The organism is Gordonia sp. VNK1, from assembly GCF_040049135.1.
GTDB classification, from domain to species: Bacteria; Actinomycetota; Actinomycetes; order Mycobacteriales; family Mycobacteriaceae; genus Gordonia; species Gordonia oleivorans.
Window position 1 is genome coordinate 40,805 of the sequence record NZ_JBDZDJ010000022.1, and the last position, 17,302, is coordinate 58,106.

Genomic DNA, 17,302 nt, shown 5'->3' on the forward strand with positions numbered 1-17,302 from the left:
CGACGTGGCGCCGATCCGGGCGTCCGGACGTGTAACACCCGAGCCGGTCATTCGCGATGCAAACAATATTGGCGCGATCTCGTCTCTGCGCCACCGATAGGAGTGTCGATGTCCGGTTCCCATGACGCCCACGCCGCCCCGGATGCGGCCGGATCGCCGATCGCGTCCGGATGGACCATTCACCCGCAGCAGCAGCACTCCGGCCGATCACCCCGTCGTCGGCTGCCGGTTCGGCGCCTGGTCATCCCGGGCATCGCCGCCGTGGTGACGCTGCTCCTCTACGTGCTCAGCGGCCTGATCACCGGCGGGAACACCGCCTCGGCGCTCGTCGGTCACCCCGAGGTGCTGCGCCCGGGCTGCACCTGGGATTCCTCGGGCAATTACGTGCAGAACTGCAAGGTGTGGTCGGCGTCGATGAACAAGTACGTCGTCGTGCAGATCCGCGCCTCCAACGGCAGCGACAAGGGCATCTACCTGCTCGACGGTATGCGTGCGGTGGACACCCATTCGGCGTGGACGAGCGATGTGCAGGCCGCCAAGGTGTATGACTCGTCGACCGACACCACACTCGTGATGCCGGCCGGCGGGGCGTCGTCGTTCTACACCGACTGGAACGGCCCGGCCGGGGCGAACACGACGATCAAGCAGGAGACCTTCCTGACCCAGGAACTGCCCGACTATCTGTCGCAGAACTTCGGCGTCAGCAAGTCCGGCAACGCGATCGTCGGGCTGTCGATGTCGGCGGGTCCGGCGGTGACCCTCGCCGAGAAGCATCCCGAGCAGTTCAAGGTGGTGCAGGCGATGTCGGGGTACTACCAGCTCGACAACCCGATCGGCGCGCTCGGGGTGCTGGCGTCGCAGACGATCGTCTCCAACTACACCAACGGCATCGTCAATATGTGGGGTACGCCGGGCAGCGCACAGTGGGCGGCCAACGATCCGTCCCGCAACGTCGACAAACTGAAGGAGAACGGTCAGGTGCTGATCATCTCCTCCGGCAACGGATTCCTCACCACCTCGGAGATGGCGAAGCTCTCGCAGCAGGATCAGATCAGTGCGATGGCCCTGGAGATGCTGTCGGCGGTGTCGACGGTGCTGATGCAGTTGCAACTCGCCCAGTCCGGGGCGTCGGTGATCTCGCTACCCAACTACGGCGGTCACACCTGGACGACCTGGGACCGCAGTCTCACCGACGGCCGGGACGACCTCCTGGCCGCGCTGCGGGCGAACCCGCCGGTGACCACCAAGGCACAGGTCGTCAGCGCTGGCGGTGCCACCAACACCGCAGGTGTCGCGGCCGCCACCGCTGCCGCACGGAAGGCGGCAAGCACCACCGTCGCGTTGCCCACAGTGCTTGCGGCACAGGCGGAGTCGTCGTCGGGTGCGTCGTCCGCGGAGGCGGCATCCTCGGACGATCCGTCGTCGGGTTCGGTCGATCCGTCGGCCCCCTCGTCGGACTCGAACGATCCGTCGAGCTCGTTGCCCGCCGGCACGACCACCGCGGCCGATCCCAGCGCAATCGAAAGCCTCTCGCCGGCAAGCGAATCGCCGAGCTTCGGGGTTCCCGCCGAGGGTTCGGCACTGACCACCACCACCCCGGTGCGCTGACGCACCGGGGTGGTGGTCGTGCGCATCAGCTGATGCGGATCATCTTCTTGTTGACGAATTCGTCGATGCCGAAGCGGCCGAGTTCGCGTCCGAATCCGGAGCGCTTCACGCCGCCGAAGGGCAGTTCGGCACCCTCGGCGCCGACGGCGTTGACGAAGACCATGCCGGCCTCGATCTTGTCGGCCACCCGCAGCGCCTGATCCGCGTCGGTGGTGAACACATACGATCCGAGCCCGAACGGGATGTCGTTGGCCAGCGCGACGGCCTCGTCCTCGCCGGACACCTTGTAGACGGTGGCCACCGGCCCGAAGAGTTCCTCCTTGGCGACCGGGGATTCCGGATCGATGCCGGTGAGCACCCCGGGCGGGAAGTGCGCGCCGGAGCGCTCACCCGCGGAATCCAGTGTGGCGCCGGACTTCACGGCGGTGTTCACCTGATCTTCGAGACGTTCGGCGGCGGCCAGCGACGACAGCGGGGCGAGGCCCTGCGCGGTCGCCTTGACCTTGTCGGTGAACTTGGTGATGAAGTCGTCGTAGATGCTCTCGTCGACGATGAAGCGTTTGGCGGCATTGCAGGCCTGACCGGTGTTCTCGAAACGCCCGTCGACCGCGGCGGAGATGGTCGCGTCGAGATCGTCGGTGGACAGCAGGATGAACGGATCGGATCCACCGAGTTCGAGGACCACCTTCTTCAGGTTGCGCCCGGCCACCTCGGCGACGGCGGCACCGGCCCGCTCCGAACCGGTCAGCGAGACACCCTGGACACGCGGATCGGCGATGGCCGCAGCGATCTGATCGTTGGTCGCATAGATGTTGACGTAGGCGCCGGGCGGATAGCCGGCGTCGAGGAAGATCTGCTGCAGCGCGGCCGCCGACTCCGGGCATTGCGGCGCATGCTTGAGCACAATCGTGTTGCCCAGCACCAGGTTCGGGCCGGCGAACCGGGCGACCTGGTAGTATGGGTAGTTCCACGGCATGATGCCGAGGAGCACCCCGACGGCACTGCGCCGGACGAATGCCGAGCCCTCGCCCTCGAGCAGGGTGATCGGTTCGTCGGCGAGGAACTTCTCTGCGTTGTCGGCGTAGTACTCGTAGATCGCGGCGCTGAACTCGACCTCGCCCACCGACTGATCGAGCGGCTTGCCCATCTCCCGCTGGATGATGGCGGCGAGCTCGTCCTTGCGTTCGGTGTGCAGCGCCGCCACCTTGCGGATCAACTCGGCCCGCTGCGCCACCGTCGAGGTCTTGGACCAGCTCGCGAATGCGTCGGCGGCCGACGCGATCGCGGCGGTGACCTGATCGTCGGTGGCGGTCGGGTATTCCTTGACGACCTCACCGGTCGCGGGATCGGTGACGGCGTACAGGCCCATCGGACACTCTCCTCGTTTGCGGGGTGGCCGGGGCGCCACCTCCTGCTTCCACGAGGCTAACCAACATCACGCGGACATGCTGCCGATACCGCCGTATTGAGACACATCGGCAGCGGTTATCCGCGCTTGCACGTCCGGTCTTCTACGAATTTCGAAGCCGATAGGACGGCCGACAACGGTATCCGCAATTCTCGCCCGCTTTCAGACGATGTCGCGGCGCACGATCGTCTGTTCGCGTCCCGGGCCGACGCCGATGCACGAGATATGCGCACCGGAGAGTTCCTCGAGACGCAGGATGTAGTCCTGCGCGTTCTTGGGGAGATCGTCGAAGGTCTTGGCCTCGCTGATGTCCTCCCACCAGCCCGGCATCTCCTCGTAGATGGGCTTGGCGTGATGGAAACCGGTCTGCGTCATCGGCATGTCCTCGACCCGCTCACCGTCGACCTCGTAGGCCACGCAGATGGGCACGGTCTCCAGGCTGGAGAGCACGTCGAGCTTGGTCAGGAAGTAGTCGGTGATGCCGTTGACGCGCGTCGCGTAGCGGGCGATGACGGCGTCGAACCAGCCGCAGCGCCGGGCCCGGCCGGTGGTCACGCCGACCTCGCCGCCGGTCTTGGCCAGGTACGCACCCCACTCGTCGAACAGTTCGGTCGGGAACGGGCCCGAGCCGACGCGCGTGGTGTAGGCCTTGAGGATGCCGAGCACGGTGGTGATGCGATTGGGTCCGATACCCGCACCCACCGCCGCGCCGCCGGCGGTCGGATTCGACGACGTCACATACGGATAGGTGCCGTGGTCGACGTCGAGCAGCGTGCCCTGCGAACCCTCGAGCAGGACGGTCTCACCGCGTTCGAGGGCCTGGTTGAGCAGCAGCCGGGTGTCGGCGATGCGGTGCTTGAAGCCCTCGGCCTGGGTGAGCACCTCGTCGACGACCTGCTGAGGATCGAGCGCGCGGCGGTTGTAGATCTTCACCAGGATCTGATTCTTCAACTCGAGTGCCGCCTCGACCTTCTGGGCGAGGATCGACTCGTCGAGGACGTCGGCGACGCGCACACCGACGCGGGCGATCTTGTCCTGATAGCAGGGTCCGATACCGCGACCGGTGGTGCCGATCTTCCTGTTGCCCAGGAAGCGTTCGGTCACCTTGTCGATGGCCACGTGATACGGCATCAGCAGGTGGGCGTCGGCGGAGATCATCAGGCCGGTGGTGTCGACGTCGCGGTCCTCGAGGCCGCCGAGTTCGGTGAGCAGCACACCCGGGTCGACGACGACACCGTTGCCGATGACGTTGTTCACGCCCGGGGTCAGGATGCCCGACGGGATCAGATGCAGGGCGAAGGTCTCGCCGTTGGGCAGCACCACCGTGTGACCGGCGTTGTTGCCGCCCTGGTAGCGGACCACCCATTGCAGCTTGCCGCCGAGGAGATCGGTGGCCTTACCTTTGCCCTCGTCACCCCATTGGGCGCCGATAAGCACGATCGCGGCCATGGTCTGTTCACCCTTCAGTTGCGTTCGTCGAACCGGGACAACCCTACTGGTTCGGCCTGCTCGATACGCTATTCCCATGTCGTTCGCCCTCATCACGTCCGTCCAGGCACCGTCGGTGGGCACCTCTCGCCGGGCCCTGCGCGACGCCGTGTCGGCGCGGATCGCCGAACCCGGGGTGTCGCGCCTGATCGTCGAACCCGACGCGGACGGTCCCGGTGACGCTTCCGCCGCCGACGCGGCCGCCGCCTCCGACCGCTATCTCGCGCAGGTCATCGCCGCCCTGATGCTGATCGAACGTCTCGACGTCGAGGTCGCCTACGTCGCCGCCCGGCCGACGCCGGCGACCCGCGTCTACGGCCTCCCGCACGGCGACGCGGCGCGCGACCTCGCCCGCACCGGACGGGCACGGGATCTGCCGCTGATCCGCGACGACGCCGCGACGGTGCTCGTCGGCGTCGCCCGGCACCTCGGCGCCGACGGCGGTCCGCTGCACGGCGAGAGTTACGCCGACGATCATCGGCTCTTCCGCGGCGAGGTGCCCGGGATCCGGATCGAGCCGACGCCGGGCGAACCGGGACTGCGAGCCCGCCTCGAGCCGTCCGGAATACGCCGCGTACTGGGTCGACAGCGGTGGTATCCGGGTCGGGCGGTGCAGACCGGTGGGACGAACATCGTCGTGGAACGCGAGGGTGAGCTCACCGAGCGGGTGGTCAAGCGCTCGACGTACTACCGTCACCACGTGGATCTGAAACTGGTGCTGCCGTCCGGAGAATCGTCATGACCGGTCAGGGCTTTGAGCGGCGACGCACGCCGACGATCACCGAGATCGGCCGGGCGGTCCAGCCCGGGGCGATCTTCCTCGGCCTGATCGCCGTGGCCGTCGTCGGCGGATGGTTGTGTGCCACAGCAGGATTCGATCGCGCGTCAGGACGGGCCACCGCGGGCATCCTGCTGCTGGTGCTGTCCGGCTGGGTGATCTCGCTGTGTCTGCACGAATTCGGCCACGCGGTCACCGCCTACCGTTTCGGCGATCGGGACGCCGAACTGCGCGGCTATCTGACTCTCAACCCGCTGCGCTACACCCACCCCGGCCTGTCACTGGGATTGCCGCTGTTGATCATCCTGATGGGCGGCATCGGATTCCCCGGCGGCGCGGTGTATCTGAACGAGCGCGGCTTCACCCGTGCCCAGCGCACCCTCGAGTCGCTGGCCGGACCGGCGATGAACATCGTGCTGGCGATCATCCTGCTGGCGGTGATCAGGGTGTTCGCGCCGCTCACCGACAGCCCGTTCGGGGTCATCATCACCGACCCGTCCACCATCAACCTATGGACCGGCCTGGCCATGCTGGCGTTCCTGCAGATCACCGCGGCGGTCCTCAACCTCATCCCGATGCCGGGATTCGACGGGTACGGGGCCATCGAGCCGTACCTGTCGCCGCAGACGCGGCAGTCGGCGGCCAAGATCGCGCCGTACGGTTTCCTGATCGTCTTCGCTCTGCTGTTCATCCCGGCCCTCAACAACGTCTTCTTCGACGTCATCTTCTGGCTGTTCGAGCTGTCGGGTGTGCCCTCGCAGCTCGCCGGATGGGGCTGGGAAACCTTCCTGTTCTGGCGGCGGTGATCGATCAGACCGGGCGCACCCACGACCGGGTGTTGACGCCGGAGCCGATGTAGCTGCCCTGACCGCAGTCGGCGGCGGTGAATCCACTGCGATCGGTCACCCCGCTGGTGCGGTGATAGAAGACCCGGACGCCGGTGGTCTCGCCGGTGTTGCGACCCAGACCCACGCAGTCGAGTTCGAGGACGGCCCGGACATCGGCCGGGCAGTTGATGGACGCGCCCGCCCAGTAGTTGTAGATCGAGCAGTCGCGTACCGTCGCGGCCTGACCGTCGCCGGCGCCCAGGGTGGCGGCCGCACCCAGCGCCATCCCCGCGATGGCCGTGGTGGTGCAGAGTCGTCGGATGATGCTCGTGTGGATGATGCTCATGCGGTGGTGCCTCTTCTCCGGATCGGGTGGTGAACTCCTACCGGGGGATTCGCGACATACGCGACATTCGTTACCTCAGCAAACAAAACCGCGGCCCTACCACCGCAGTTCGTCGTGGCACTTGTGCTGCTGATCCTCGGGATCCACCTGCACCGTCGCATGCTCGAGACCATGACGGGTGAGCACCTGCCGGGCGGCCGAGAGCACCTCGGCGCCCTCCCGCGAGCTGCCGAGATGCACCGTGGCGACGTCCATCCCGGTGGTCAGCGACCACACGTGCAGATCGTGGACGTCGTCGACGCCGGGAATGGCCGCGAGTTCGGACCGCAGCGCATCGACGTCGATGTGCGACGGAGCCTGCTGGTTGAGGATGCGCAACGCGTCGATGGCCAGCCGCAGTGCGCGCGGCACCACCCAGAGGGCGATGCCCACGGCGACGATGATGTCGGCGTAGCCCCACCCCGTCGTCAGTGCGACGATGCCGGCGACGAGCACGCCCACGCTGCCGACGGCGTCGGCGAGGACCTCGAGGTAGGCACCGCGCACCGCGATGGAATCGCGGGAATCGTCCCGCAGCAGCAGCATGACCGCGAGGTTCACCGCGAGCCCGATCAGCGCGACGACGATCAGCGTCAGACCGGGGACCTGCGGGTCGGAGCCGATCCGCTCGATGGCCTCGTAGAGCACGAACGCCGCGACCCCGATGAGCAATACCGCGTTGGCGACCGCGGTGAACACCTCGGCCCGGTGCCAGCCGAAGGTCCGGGTGTCGGTGGTCTTGCCGTGCCGCGCGAGCAGTAGTGCGGTCAGTCCCATGAGCAACGCGACGACGTCGGTCAGCATGTGCCCGGCGTCGGCGATGAGGGCCAGGGAGTCGACGGCGATGCCGACGGTGAGCTCCACGACGAAGTAGGTGCCGATCAGACCGACGGCCACGGCCATCGGCCAGATCCGTCGATGCGCGGCCGAGGCGGCGTCGACGTGACCGTGCGAGTGCGAGTGTGAGTGTCCCATGACCCAGCCAATATATGCATGAGTTCGCATATATGACAAGAGTTAGGGTCGGCTAAGCGTCTTGGCGCGGTCACTCCTCACCCGTGCGGCACGCCCATCGTCACGCGTCAGTGCAATGACCGCGCGAGCGTGCGGACTCCGCGTCGAGCAGCAACGACCGCGCCGACTCCGATGCCCGCCGGAACCGACGCCCGACCGCGCGGATCTCAGCGCAGCGTCGCCACCGCCGACGACCGTCGCAGTCCCGCCACCATCAGCAGGTCGACCAGCAGCGACCGGATCTCGGCCAGCAACGCCGTCTCGGCCATGCCACGCTCCTCGGCCAGTTCCATTCGCGCCTTGCGGGCGATGGTGCGCAGCACCCGTGCGGCATCGGCGGCATCGGGAGATTCGCCGGGATCGGCGAGCATCATCTCGCGCAGGATCTCGAACGCATCCGCGAGGTCGCCGACGATCTCGATGAGTTCGGGACGCAGTGGTTCACCCCGCTGCGTGATGCCCAGCGCACGCCGGGCGATGATGCGGAAGTTGCGGACCCCGTTGTCGATCGGGTCCGCGGTGGCCGAGATCTTCTGGAGTCGCATCCGCGAGCCCCAGTACAGCGGCGAGAGCGTGCTGATCTCCCGGCCACCGCTCATGTCCTGCCGCATCGTGTTGATCGCGCCCTGCGTACCGCGGCCCTTTTCCAGCGCGGCGAGCACCAGGTCCTGGTCGCCGTCGCGAAGTCCGTCGGCGAGCTGGCGGGCGGCATCGCGGACCGTGGCGAGCACCCCGGCCGCGTCGCGCCGCGCGCGGGCCGCCGGGTTGGCCGGCAGCAACGCCCCGACGAGGATGCCGATCAACCCACCGGTGAGCGCGTCGATCGCGCGGTGGAATCCGCCGATCCCCCCGGGCGGCAGCAGCGTGGCGACCAGGACCGCCGACGACGCCGCCTGCAGCGGGATCAGCGGCCCGTCGTCGAGGAACACGGCGACCGCCATGGCCAGGGCCACCACGACGACGATTTGCCAACCGCCACTTCCTATTTCGACGATCAGCAGGTCGCCGACGAGGATGCCGATGGTGACCCCGGCGACCAGTTCGACCGATCGCCGCCACCGGCGGCCCAGCGACAGACCGAGCGAGATGACCGCAGCGATCGGCGCGAAGAAGGGTTGTGGGTGACCCAGGACGTCGAGAGCGAACCACCACGCCACCCCGGCCGCGATCGAACACTGCAGGATCGGTACCGCCGACAGGTAGAGCCGGCGGATACGCACCCGCAGGAGCCGCGGCAGCGCCTCGTATCCGCCCCGCACCCGCGACGTCAGCGACGTCACCGACGGGTCAGTTCAGCCCGAGGTGATCGACGGCCCTCGGGTCGCTGTCGTTGAGCAGATCGAGGCACCGGAGGTATTCGTCCTCTTCTCCGATCGCCTGCGCGGCCCGGGCGAGTGCACCCACACACCGCAGGAATCCCTGATTCGGTTCGTGACTCCACGGCACCGGGCCGAAGCCCTTCCAGCCGTGGCGTCGCAGTTGGTCGAGCCCACGGTGATATCCGGTTCGGGCGTAGGCGTAGGCCTCGATCACCTTGATGGTCTCGGGTTTCTGTGCGCCCTGGGTGGCCAGTGCACGTTCGGCGAGGTATGCCCACGCGATCGACGCGGTCGGATGCGTTGCCGCCACCTCGGCGGGTTCGGCACCGTTGCGCAGGTCGGATTCGGCATCGTCATCACCGGTCAGGAGCGTGGGTTGCGGTCCGAGGAGGTCTCCGAAGGAAGTCACCCCACCATTCAATCACCGGACCTCTCGGCGGGACGTCCGGTCGTCTCGATGGCACAATGCCCCGAAGGTCTCCGATGGGCGTTTCTCGCCGCGTCGATCGCGGTCTCCCCAGCGGAGAGATGGCAGATCGATTCGCTAGTGTGAATGGCGCACTTCGTCGAGTCGGGATGTGCTGCGTCGCTCCACTCGGGGCGACGTGAGTCTTTGTGGGTATGTCGAGCCTCGTGTTCGAAGAAGGTGTGGTGATGTCCGATGGCGCAGTCTGACGATCAGAAGTCGGCTGTCACCAGGGCTTTTTCAAAGCTGCGGAAACTGCGTGAGCGTGGCGGCGAAGCTGCCGGATCGAGCAGCGCAGCACCGACGCCACCGCGCCCGGCAGGTCCGGCGGGACCCGCACCTCGACCTCAGCAGGGACCCCAGCAGGCCGTTCCGCCCCGTCCGCAGGGCGGCCCCGCGCGCCCCCAGGGTGGTCCGGCGCGAGGACCGCAGCCCGGCCGCCCGGCCGGCGGCAGTCCCACAACGGCGCCGATGCAGGCCACGACCGCACCGTTGCCGACAGCCGGAGCGGGGCGCACGCCGTCGTCGGATCAGGAGACCGTGCAGCACCCGAAGCCGGAGGCGGCCTCTTCCGCCGAGAGCACTCATCCCAAGCCCCTCGGCGGACGCGGTATCGATTCGGCGACCAAGGTGATCTCACGCGCCAGCCTCCCCGACACCACGGACCTCGACGACCTCGAGGATGTCGAGGTCTACGGCAGTGGTCCGGAGTCGGTGGATGCGACCGACGCGGCCGCGGCCGATTCGACCGACACCGTCGAGACGGAGAGCAGCACCGAGACCGCGGACACCGCTGAATCGGAGGGCACCGCCGAAACCGCGAGTGACGCCGAATCCGCGGTTCAGGAAGAAGCAGAGACCGACGACACCGGATCGGACGCGGTCGACGAAACCACCGAACCCGAGTCGGACACCGCCGCCGATGCCCAGGCGGACGAACCAGAGGCCACGGAGACCGACGACACCGTCGTCGCCGAGAACGCGGACGACGCAGAATCTGCCGATGCCGATGCCGCCTCGGATGACGACACCGCGGATGACGACGGTTCCGGTCACGGCACGGCCGTCGCCGCGGGTGTCGCCGCGGCCGCCGCTGCGGGCACCGCAGCCGCAGTCGTCGCCACCTCGGATGACGACGATGCGACCGAGACCGACACCACCGATGAATCGGCCCAGGACGCGCCCGCCGAGGACGCCCCGCAGGGCGACGACGTCGCCGAGGCACCGGAACAGGAATCCGAGGAACCTGCCGCCGAGGTCGAGAGCGACGACACCACCCCACCCGACACCGAAACCGCCACCACCGAACCGGGTGAGGCGGAGCAGGGTGAGACGGAGCCGGGTGAGACGGAGCCGGGTGAGACGGAGCAGGGCGAGGCGGAACAGGCCGCGCCGGCGTCGGCAGACACCGCAACCGATGCGGATGCGCCCGCCGTTGCCGAGACCGAGGCCGGCGACGCCGATACCGTGGACTCCGACGCCGGGGCAGATGCGGCAGCGGAGACGGAATCGGAGACCGCAGAGCCCGAGACCGCAGAGCCCGAGACCGCAGAGCCCGAGAGCGCAGAGTCCGAGAGCGCAGACACCTCGGATGAGGCCGACACCGAGACAGACTCGGCGGTAGCGGAAGATGCTGTCGCGGAGGCGGATTCCGACACAGCGGACGACACCGTCACCGAAACCGATTCCGCCACAGCGGAAGATGCGGTCGCCGATACCGACATTCCCGAGACCGACATCCCCGACACCGACGCGGCCGAGGCCGCCGTCGCCGAGGCCGCCGAGGATGAGGCGGAGGTAGACGAGCGGGTCGCCGACGAGGTTGATGCGGCAGACGTCGCAGACGTCGCCGAGACCGACACCGCCGACACGGATGTCGACACCGAAACCACCGACACCGCAGACGATGTCGCGGGCGACGATGCCGACACCGTCATCCTCACCAAGCAGGCACCGCAGCAATCCGAGGCCCCGCAGCAGGATGAGCAGTCGGCCACCCCGGGCGCCGGTGCAGCGGTCGCCGGTGCAGCCGTGGCCGGGGGTGCCGTGGCCGCAGGTGCGGCCGCCGCCAAGGCCTCGGCCGGATCGGCGACTGCGGGCTGGTCGACGACAGCCCATCAGCCGCAGGTCATTCCGGGCACGCACGAACCCAAGAAGGCCACGTCCCGGAAGGGTCGCGGTGCACTGCTCGGCGTTCTCGGGATCATCATCGCGCTCGTGGTGATCGCCGGGGGTATCTTTGCCTACCTCCAATTGCGGCCCGCCGCACCGGAAGACGAGGCGGCCGACACCGCCACGACCTACACCACGGCTCTCTACGAGGGTGACCTCGCGACCCTTCGGGACGTCACGTGCGGTGCGAAGTTGGCGTACTACACCAACATGAACGACGCGGACTGGACGAAGATCTTCCAGACCCAGAAGTCCAAGAACGAGCTGACCAAGGTCGAGTCGGTCAATGCGGTGCGCATCGACAACGGCGGCAACAGTGCGGTCGTCGAGGTCACCGCGCTGAACACGAGCACCCCGGATCAGGCTCAGCGATTCGCCATCAATCTGCAGAAGCAGGGCGATGACTGGAAGGTCTGCGATCCGCAGTGACCGGTGATCGCGCCGCGGGCGATCCGTCCGCGGCAGACCCCGGTCACGAGGCCGTCGAGACGCGCGCCATCGACGGTCGCGGGCGCCACCAGCGGCCCATCCCGCCCCCGGACCGCCCCCCGCTGCCGATGGGGACGCGTCCGGCCGCACCCGATGTCCGCGGCCCGATGCCCGGCGCGCATCATGCCGACGCTCCCCAGCGTCCGGTTCCGGGACCACGTGCCGACGCCGCCGTTCCTCCCGGGCCTCCACCTGGCCCACCCGGGGCTCCACCGATCCCATCCGCGGCTCCGCCCGTCCCGCCCGGGGCCCAGCCCGTTGCACCCGAGGCCCCAGCGGCCCCGCCGCAGGGCTTCCCCGTCCCGGCGGCGGTCATCGCCGGATCCGACGATCCCACCCCGCGACTGCCGCAGCCCAGTGAACCCGCAGCCGCCGCGTTCCGCGGGCCGCGTGCGCCGGGCTCCCCACAGGCCGCTGCGCCCGCGCCGCAGATCGCCGAACCACGCCCGGCCGGTCCGCCCGCCGCAGGCCCCCATCCCATCGATCCCCGAGCCGCCGCCGATCCCCGAGGCACCGATCCCCGCCGCCCGGTCCGCGGGCCGCACGACCCGGCCGGTCGCCCGTTGGCGTCCAGGGCCACCTCTCCGTCGCCCGGCCACACCCGCAAGCACCGACCGGATCTGTTGATCATCACGGCGGCCACCGTGATGGTGCTGCTGGCCATCGGGGTCCTGGTCGGGTTGCTCGCCCTCTGAGGCCGAGCAACAACCCATCCCGGTTTCACACCCCCAGACACGAAGGCGGCGCCCCGGAATATCATCCGGGACGCCGCCGTCGGTCTGTGTCGGGTCCTCTCGGACCCGTCAGGTCATGCGCTGATCGACTTGCCCACCGACTTGAGGTCGGTGCAGGCCTCGACGACGCGCTCACTCATGTTCGCCTCGGCCTTCTTGCTCCACACGCGCGGGTCGTAGGTCTTCTTGTTGCCGACCTCGCCGTCGACCTTGAGCACACCATCGTAGTTCTCGAACATGTGCCCGGCGATGGGTCGCGTGTAGGCGTACTGGGTGTCGGTGTCGACGTTCATCTTGACGACGCCGTAGCTCAGCGCCTCCTCGATCTCGCTCTTGAGCGATCCCGATCCGCCGTGGAAGACGAAGTCGAACGGCTTGGATCCCTCGGCGAGGCCCAGCTTCTTGACGACGACCTCCTGACCGGTCTTGAGCACGTCGGGACGCAGCTTCACGTTGCCCGGCTTGTAGACGCCGTGGACGTTGCCGAAGGTGGCGGCGAGCAGGTAGTGACCCTTCTCACCGGTTCCCAGGGCGTCAACGGTCTTCTCGAAATCCTCGGGGGTGGTGAACAGCTTGTCGTTGATCTCCGCCTCGACGCCGTCCTCTTCACCACCGACCACACCGATCTCGCATTCGAGGATGATCTTGGCCGCGGCCGCTTTGGCCAGAAGTTCCTGCGCGATCTCGAGGTTCTCGTCGATCGGCACGGCCGAGCCGTCCCACATGTGCGACTGGAACAGCGGGTTCTTGCCGGCGTCGACGCGTTCCTGGCTGATCGCCAGCAGCGGCCGCACGTAGGTGTCGAGTTTGTCCTTCGGACAGTGGTCGGTGTGCAACGCGATCGTCACGCCGTACTTCGCGGCGACGACGTGCGCGAACTCGGCGAGCGCCACCGCGCCGGTCACCATGTCCTTGACGCCGAGCCCGGAGCCGAACTCCGCGCCACCGGTCGAGAACTGGATGATGCCGTCGCTACCGGCATCGGCGAAGCCCTTGATGGCCGAGTTGATCGTCGACGACGACGTGCAGTTGATCGCCGGGAACGCGTAGCCACCCTCCTTCGCCTTGGCGAACATCTCGGCGTACTGCTCTGGGGTTGCTATGGGCATGTCACGTCCTCCAACCGGGTAGGCGTCTTCTCACCGTGTGAGCGGGTCCACTCGGATTCAGTATGTCAAGGTCGGGCCACCGGCGCGCAGCGGCCCGGGATGTCGGCCCACGACGGATTCAGCAGACACTCATATCCACCCGGTACCCTGAATTTCCGTGACGAACTTCGCGTTGGCCGCAAACACGACAAATCTGGCACTGCTCCCCGGTTTCCTGGATCCCGTCAACCTGCTGAACTCGTTCGGCACGTGGATTCTCGCCGGGCTCCTCCTCGTCGTGTTCATCGAGTCGGGCCTGCTGTTTCCGCTGCTTCCGGGCGACTCGCTGCTGTTCACCGCGGGCCTGATCGTGGCCGCCAAGTCCGCCGACATCGAACCGTTCGCGCCGCTGTGGGTGCTGTTGGTCACCATTCCGATCGCGGCGTTCCTCGGCGATCAGGTCGGCTATCTCATCGGCAACCGGCTCGGGTACTCCCTGTTCAAGCCGAACGCGCGGGTGCTGAAGGAGAAGTACATCATCGAGGCGCACGAATTCTTCGAGAAGCACGGGCCGATCACCATCGTGCTGGCCCGGTTCGTGCCGATCGTGCGCACCTACGCCCCGCTCGTCGCCGGGGCCGCCAAGATGCGCTACTCGATCTTCCTCACCTACAACATCGTCGGTGCCATCGCGTGGGGCGCCGGAGTGACGCTGCTGGGTTACTTCCTCGGCCAGATCGCCTTCATCCGCGACAACGTCGACTACATCTTCCTGCTCATCGTCTTCGTCTCGGTGCTGCCGATCATCTCCGAGGTCGGCAAACGCCTACTCCGCTCCCGGCGTGCGATCGTCGAGGAACCCGTCGACCGTCGTGAGCCGGAGCCGTCGCAGGTCCCTCCCGCAGCATCCTGAGGAAACAGCATCCTGAGGAAACGACCCGTCTGCCAGGCACCCTGCAGCAGGCTTTGGCCGTCTCACAGGCCGACCAAGTAGCCTGGTGACCTGTGATCGACTCCGCTCTTGCCCAGGCCACGACCACCGCGGTCGCACTGCCCGGCATCCTCGACCCCATCAACGTGCTCAGCTGGTTCGGCGCCTGGGCGTTTTGGGGCCTGCTCCTGGTGATTCTCATCGAGTCCGGGGTGCTGTTCCCGGTGTTGCCCGGTGACTCGCTGCTGTTCGTGGCGGGCATGGTCGTCGCGGCCGGCGGCAAGGACGGCATCGACAAGTTCGCCTCGCTGTGGCAACTGCTGATCTTCGTACCCGTCGCCGCCATCATCGGCGGCCAGATCGGCTACTGGATCGGCCGTTTCGTCGGAACCGAGATGTTCCGGCCCGACGCCCGATTCCTCAAGGAGCGCTACCTCGTCGAGGCGCACGAGTTCTTCGAGAAGCACGGCCCGATCACCATCTTCCTGGCCCGGTTCGTGCCGATCGTGCGCACCCTGGCCCCGATCGTGGCGGGTGCGGCCCGGATGAAGTGGGTGGTGTTCGCCGTCTACAACGTCGTCGGCGCCATCGTGTGGGGTGCCGGCATCGTGCTGCTCGGCTACTGGCTGGGTGGCTTCGGGATCGTGCAGAAACTCATCGAACCGATCTTCATCCTCATCGTGGTGATCTCGGTGGCCCCGATGCTCATCGAGTGGTACCGCCGGCGTCGCGCCGCCAAGAAGGCGGTCGTCGACGAGGACGTCACGGCCACACCCACGTCGGTCGAGGATCGCGGCACCGGCTCGGTCTGATCGGCGATCCCGATCCACCCACGGCCCTGATCGACCGTCGACGCCGACGAGCTATCGCGGGCCCTGAAATCCCATACCGAGTCCACTGGTGTGCGGGATGTCCGGCGACGGCACGCCATGAGTCGGACCGACCGGATCGTTGGGCCGTAGTCCGACGGTGTCGTTGCGCCGTACGAAACCTGCCTCGGCACGACGCAGACCCACGATGCGCGGGTGGTCACGCCAGGCCGGCATCTGCGCCATGAAGTGCTTGGCCTGCTCCCGGGCCTCGTGGTAGGTCAGATGCGGATGCTCGACCTCCCACTCCGCGACGATGGACTCCAGCCGCATGTCGAAGGACTGGAGGTTGCCGTACTCGTCGGTGCAGTGCGCGCAGTACCGGTAGGAATGCACCGGCAGACCGCAGCTCTCACAACGTGTGGACGCAATGCCCATTGACCCGCCCCTTCCTCGAAATCCCTATTCGTTTCAGACTGCGCCGGTCGACGCGGTCGGCGAAAGGGTCCGCCGACCGCATCGACCGGTGTCCTAGGTCCTATGTAGGGTCCGGCAACTCAGACGGTCAGCGCGCCCGCGGGGGTACGGTCGCTCGAGTATGCCCACAGCCAGTCGGTGTACTTGTAGCTCGAGGTGTCCCGGGTCTGGAACAGTTCGTTGCGGGCGATGCGACCCACCCCGTCGAGGTGCCACAGCTCACCCCACATCCGGCCGGTGGTCAGGATGCGGTTGCACCGGGGCGCCCGTTCGCCGTTGACAGCGGCCAGGGTGCGGTCCCACGCATCCGAACCACCAAGGGCCAGTTCCTCTTCGGCGTAGTCGGCGATGCACTTGGCGTCCTCGATGGCCATCACCGCGCCGGAGGCGAGGTACTGCAGCGGCGGATGTGCGGCGTCGCCCAGCAGGATCATCCGTCCGTCGACCCAGTTGTCGATGGGCTCACGGTCATACATCGGCCACCAGCGGTCCCGCCACAGGTGATCGGTGGCGGCGCGGACGGTCTCGTGGCAGTGGTCGTAGGCGTGCGCCAGTTCGTCGGGACCACCCCACTCCTTCTCGCCCGCAAGGTATTTGGGTGATCCGAACACCGCCACCTGATTGAGCATGGAGCCGCCGCGCAGCGGGTACTGGATGAAGTGGCAGCGCGGTCCGATGTAGCCGACCACGTCGGTGATGTCGGCACCGGCGGACACCTCCTCCCGCGGGAAGGTGCCACGGTAGGCGACATACCCGGATGCGACGGGTTCATCGTCGGAGAGCGTGCGGCGCAGACGGGATTTCAGACCGTCCATCGCCAGCACCACGTCGGCCTCGTGGGCCTGCCCGTCGGCGGTCGACAGCACCGCCCGGTGGCCTTCGGTGACGACGTCGGCGACGGTCTGCCCGGTGAGCATCTCGGCGCCGGCCGCACGCGCCGCGTCGATGATGAGCGAGTGCAGATCGCTGCGGTGGATGACGAAATACGGTCCGCCGTAACGGTTCCGGAACTCGGTACCGAGATCTACACGGGTCAGTTCCGCGCTGGTGACGGCGTCGCGAAAGACGATATTGCCGGGCAGCACGCCGCGTTCCAGGGCGGCGTCGAGCAGACCCCACGAGTCGAGCATGCGTGCTCCGTGCGGGCCGATCTGCAGGCCGGCACCGACCTCACCGAATTCGGCGGCGCGTTCGAAGAGAGTGACCGAGGCACCCTTGCGTGCCATGGCGAGGGCGGCGGCCGCACCGCCGATTCCGCCGCCGGCGATCAGGACCCGGGACGTTGACAATGACATTTCTGACTCCGATC

Annotated in this window: 16 protein-coding genes; 7 read left to right on the forward strand and 9 right to left on the reverse strand. The window is 67.7% G+C overall.

The window, feature by feature from the left end; genetic code table 11:
* The first annotated feature begins 108 nt into the window (after window positions 1–108).
* Window positions 109–1,608 carry an alpha/beta hydrolase gene (locus ABLE94_RS21315; RefSeq protein WP_348809780.1) on the forward strand — a complete coding sequence of 500 codons (1,500 nt, stop codon included), beginning with the start codon at window positions 109–111 and terminating at the stop codon, window positions 1,606–1,608.
* 25 nt (window positions 1,609–1,633) lie between these two features.
* On the opposite strand, the gene ABLE94_RS21320 is transcribed toward ABLE94_RS21315, so the two are convergent.
* Window positions 1,634–2,977, reverse strand: a complete 1,344-nt coding sequence (locus tag ABLE94_RS21320; protein ID WP_348809781.1) for an NAD-dependent succinate-semialdehyde dehydrogenase — start codon at window positions 2,975–2,977, stop codon at window positions 1,634–1,636.
* Between the two features lie 201 nt (window positions 2,978–3,178).
* Complete coding sequence (locus tag ABLE94_RS21325; protein WP_348807094.1) at window positions 3,179–4,465, reverse strand: adenylosuccinate synthase; 1,287 nt, start codon at window positions 4,463–4,465, stop codon at window positions 3,179–3,181.
* Between the two features lie 76 nt (window positions 4,466–4,541).
* Here ABLE94_RS21325 and ABLE94_RS21330 point away from each other — a divergent pair, with 76 nt between their 5' ends.
* Together ABLE94_RS21330 and ABLE94_RS21335 are read left to right on the forward strand one after the other, a co-directional pair.
* On the forward strand, window positions 4,542–5,246 hold the full coding sequence (locus ABLE94_RS21330) for a hypothetical protein (protein ID WP_348807093.1): 705 nt from the start codon (window positions 4,542–4,544) through the stop codon (window positions 5,244–5,246).
* Window positions 5,243–6,088 (forward strand): site-2 protease family protein, encoded by an 846-nt coding sequence (locus tag ABLE94_RS21335; protein WP_348809782.1) that lies wholly within the window; start codon window positions 5,243–5,245, stop codon window positions 6,086–6,088. The genes ABLE94_RS21330 and ABLE94_RS21335 overlap by 4 nt, the downstream gene beginning before the upstream one ends.
* Before the next feature lie 4 nt (window positions 6,089–6,092).
* Here the strand turns inward: ABLE94_RS21335 and ABLE94_RS21340 are convergent, their stop codons facing one another.
* The 4 genes from ABLE94_RS21340 to ABLE94_RS21355 form a co-directional block, all read right to left on the reverse strand.
* Window positions 6,093–6,455: a hypothetical protein gene (locus ABLE94_RS21340; RefSeq protein WP_348807091.1), complete on the reverse strand. Its 363-nt coding sequence runs from the start codon at window positions 6,453–6,455 to the stop codon at window positions 6,093–6,095.
* Window positions 6,456–6,551: 96 nt separating this feature from the next.
* Complete coding sequence (locus ABLE94_RS21345) at window positions 6,552–7,469, reverse strand: cation diffusion facilitator family transporter (RefSeq protein WP_348807090.1); 918 nt, start codon at window positions 7,467–7,469, stop codon at window positions 6,552–6,554.
* A gap of 206 nt (window positions 7,470–7,675) precedes the next feature.
* Window positions 7,676–8,779 (reverse strand): FUSC family protein, encoded by a 1,104-nt coding sequence (locus ABLE94_RS21350; protein WP_348807120.1) that lies wholly within the window; start codon window positions 8,777–8,779, stop codon window positions 7,676–7,678.
* A gap of 16 nt (window positions 8,780–8,795) precedes the next feature.
* Entirely contained in the window at window positions 8,796–9,236 is a 441-nt protein-coding gene (locus tag ABLE94_RS21355) for a DUF3151 domain-containing protein (RefSeq protein ID WP_348807089.1), read from the reverse strand.
* Between the two features lie 528 nt (window positions 9,237–9,764).
* Between ABLE94_RS21355 and ABLE94_RS21360 the strand changes: the two genes are divergently transcribed.
* Window positions 9,765–11,894: an Rv0361 family membrane protein gene (locus tag ABLE94_RS21360; RefSeq protein WP_348809783.1), complete on the forward strand. Its 2,130-nt coding sequence runs from the start codon at window positions 9,765–9,767 to the stop codon at window positions 11,892–11,894.
* Complete coding sequence (locus tag ABLE94_RS21365; protein ID WP_348807087.1) at window positions 11,891–12,649, forward strand: hypothetical protein; 759 nt, start codon at window positions 11,891–11,893, stop codon at window positions 12,647–12,649. The genes ABLE94_RS21360 and ABLE94_RS21365 overlap by 4 nt, the downstream gene beginning before the upstream one ends.
* A gap of 113 nt (window positions 12,650–12,762) precedes the next feature.
* Here ABLE94_RS21365 and fbaA read toward each other — a convergent pair whose 3' ends face one another.
* A complete protein-coding gene (fbaA, locus tag ABLE94_RS21370; RefSeq protein ID WP_348807086.1) occupies window positions 12,763–13,797 on the reverse strand; it encodes a class II fructose-bisphosphate aldolase in 1,035 nt (344 codons plus the stop codon).
* A gap of 157 nt (window positions 13,798–13,954) precedes the next feature.
* On the opposite strand from fbaA, the gene ABLE94_RS21375 reads away from it, so the two are divergent.
* A complete protein-coding gene (locus ABLE94_RS21375; RefSeq protein ID WP_348807085.1) occupies window positions 13,955–14,689 on the forward strand; it encodes a VTT domain-containing protein in 735 nt (244 codons plus the stop codon).
* A 92-nt stretch (window positions 14,690–14,781) separates the two neighbouring features.
* Window positions 14,782–15,519, forward strand: a complete 738-nt coding sequence (locus ABLE94_RS21380; RefSeq protein ID WP_348807084.1) for a DedA family protein — start codon at window positions 14,782–14,784, stop codon at window positions 15,517–15,519.
* Between the two features lie 51 nt (window positions 15,520–15,570).
* On the opposite strand, the gene ABLE94_RS21385 is transcribed toward ABLE94_RS21380, so the two are convergent.
* Both ABLE94_RS21385 and ABLE94_RS21390 read right to left on the reverse strand, forming a co-directional pair.
* Entirely contained in the window at window positions 15,571–15,954 is a 384-nt protein-coding gene (locus ABLE94_RS21385; RefSeq protein ID WP_348807083.1) for a hypothetical protein, read from the reverse strand.
* A gap of 119 nt (window positions 15,955–16,073) precedes the next feature.
* A complete protein-coding gene (locus tag ABLE94_RS21390) occupies window positions 16,074–17,288 on the reverse strand; it encodes an FAD-dependent monooxygenase (protein WP_348807082.1) in 1,215 nt (404 codons plus the stop codon).
* Window positions 17,289–17,302 lie beyond the last annotated feature (14 nt).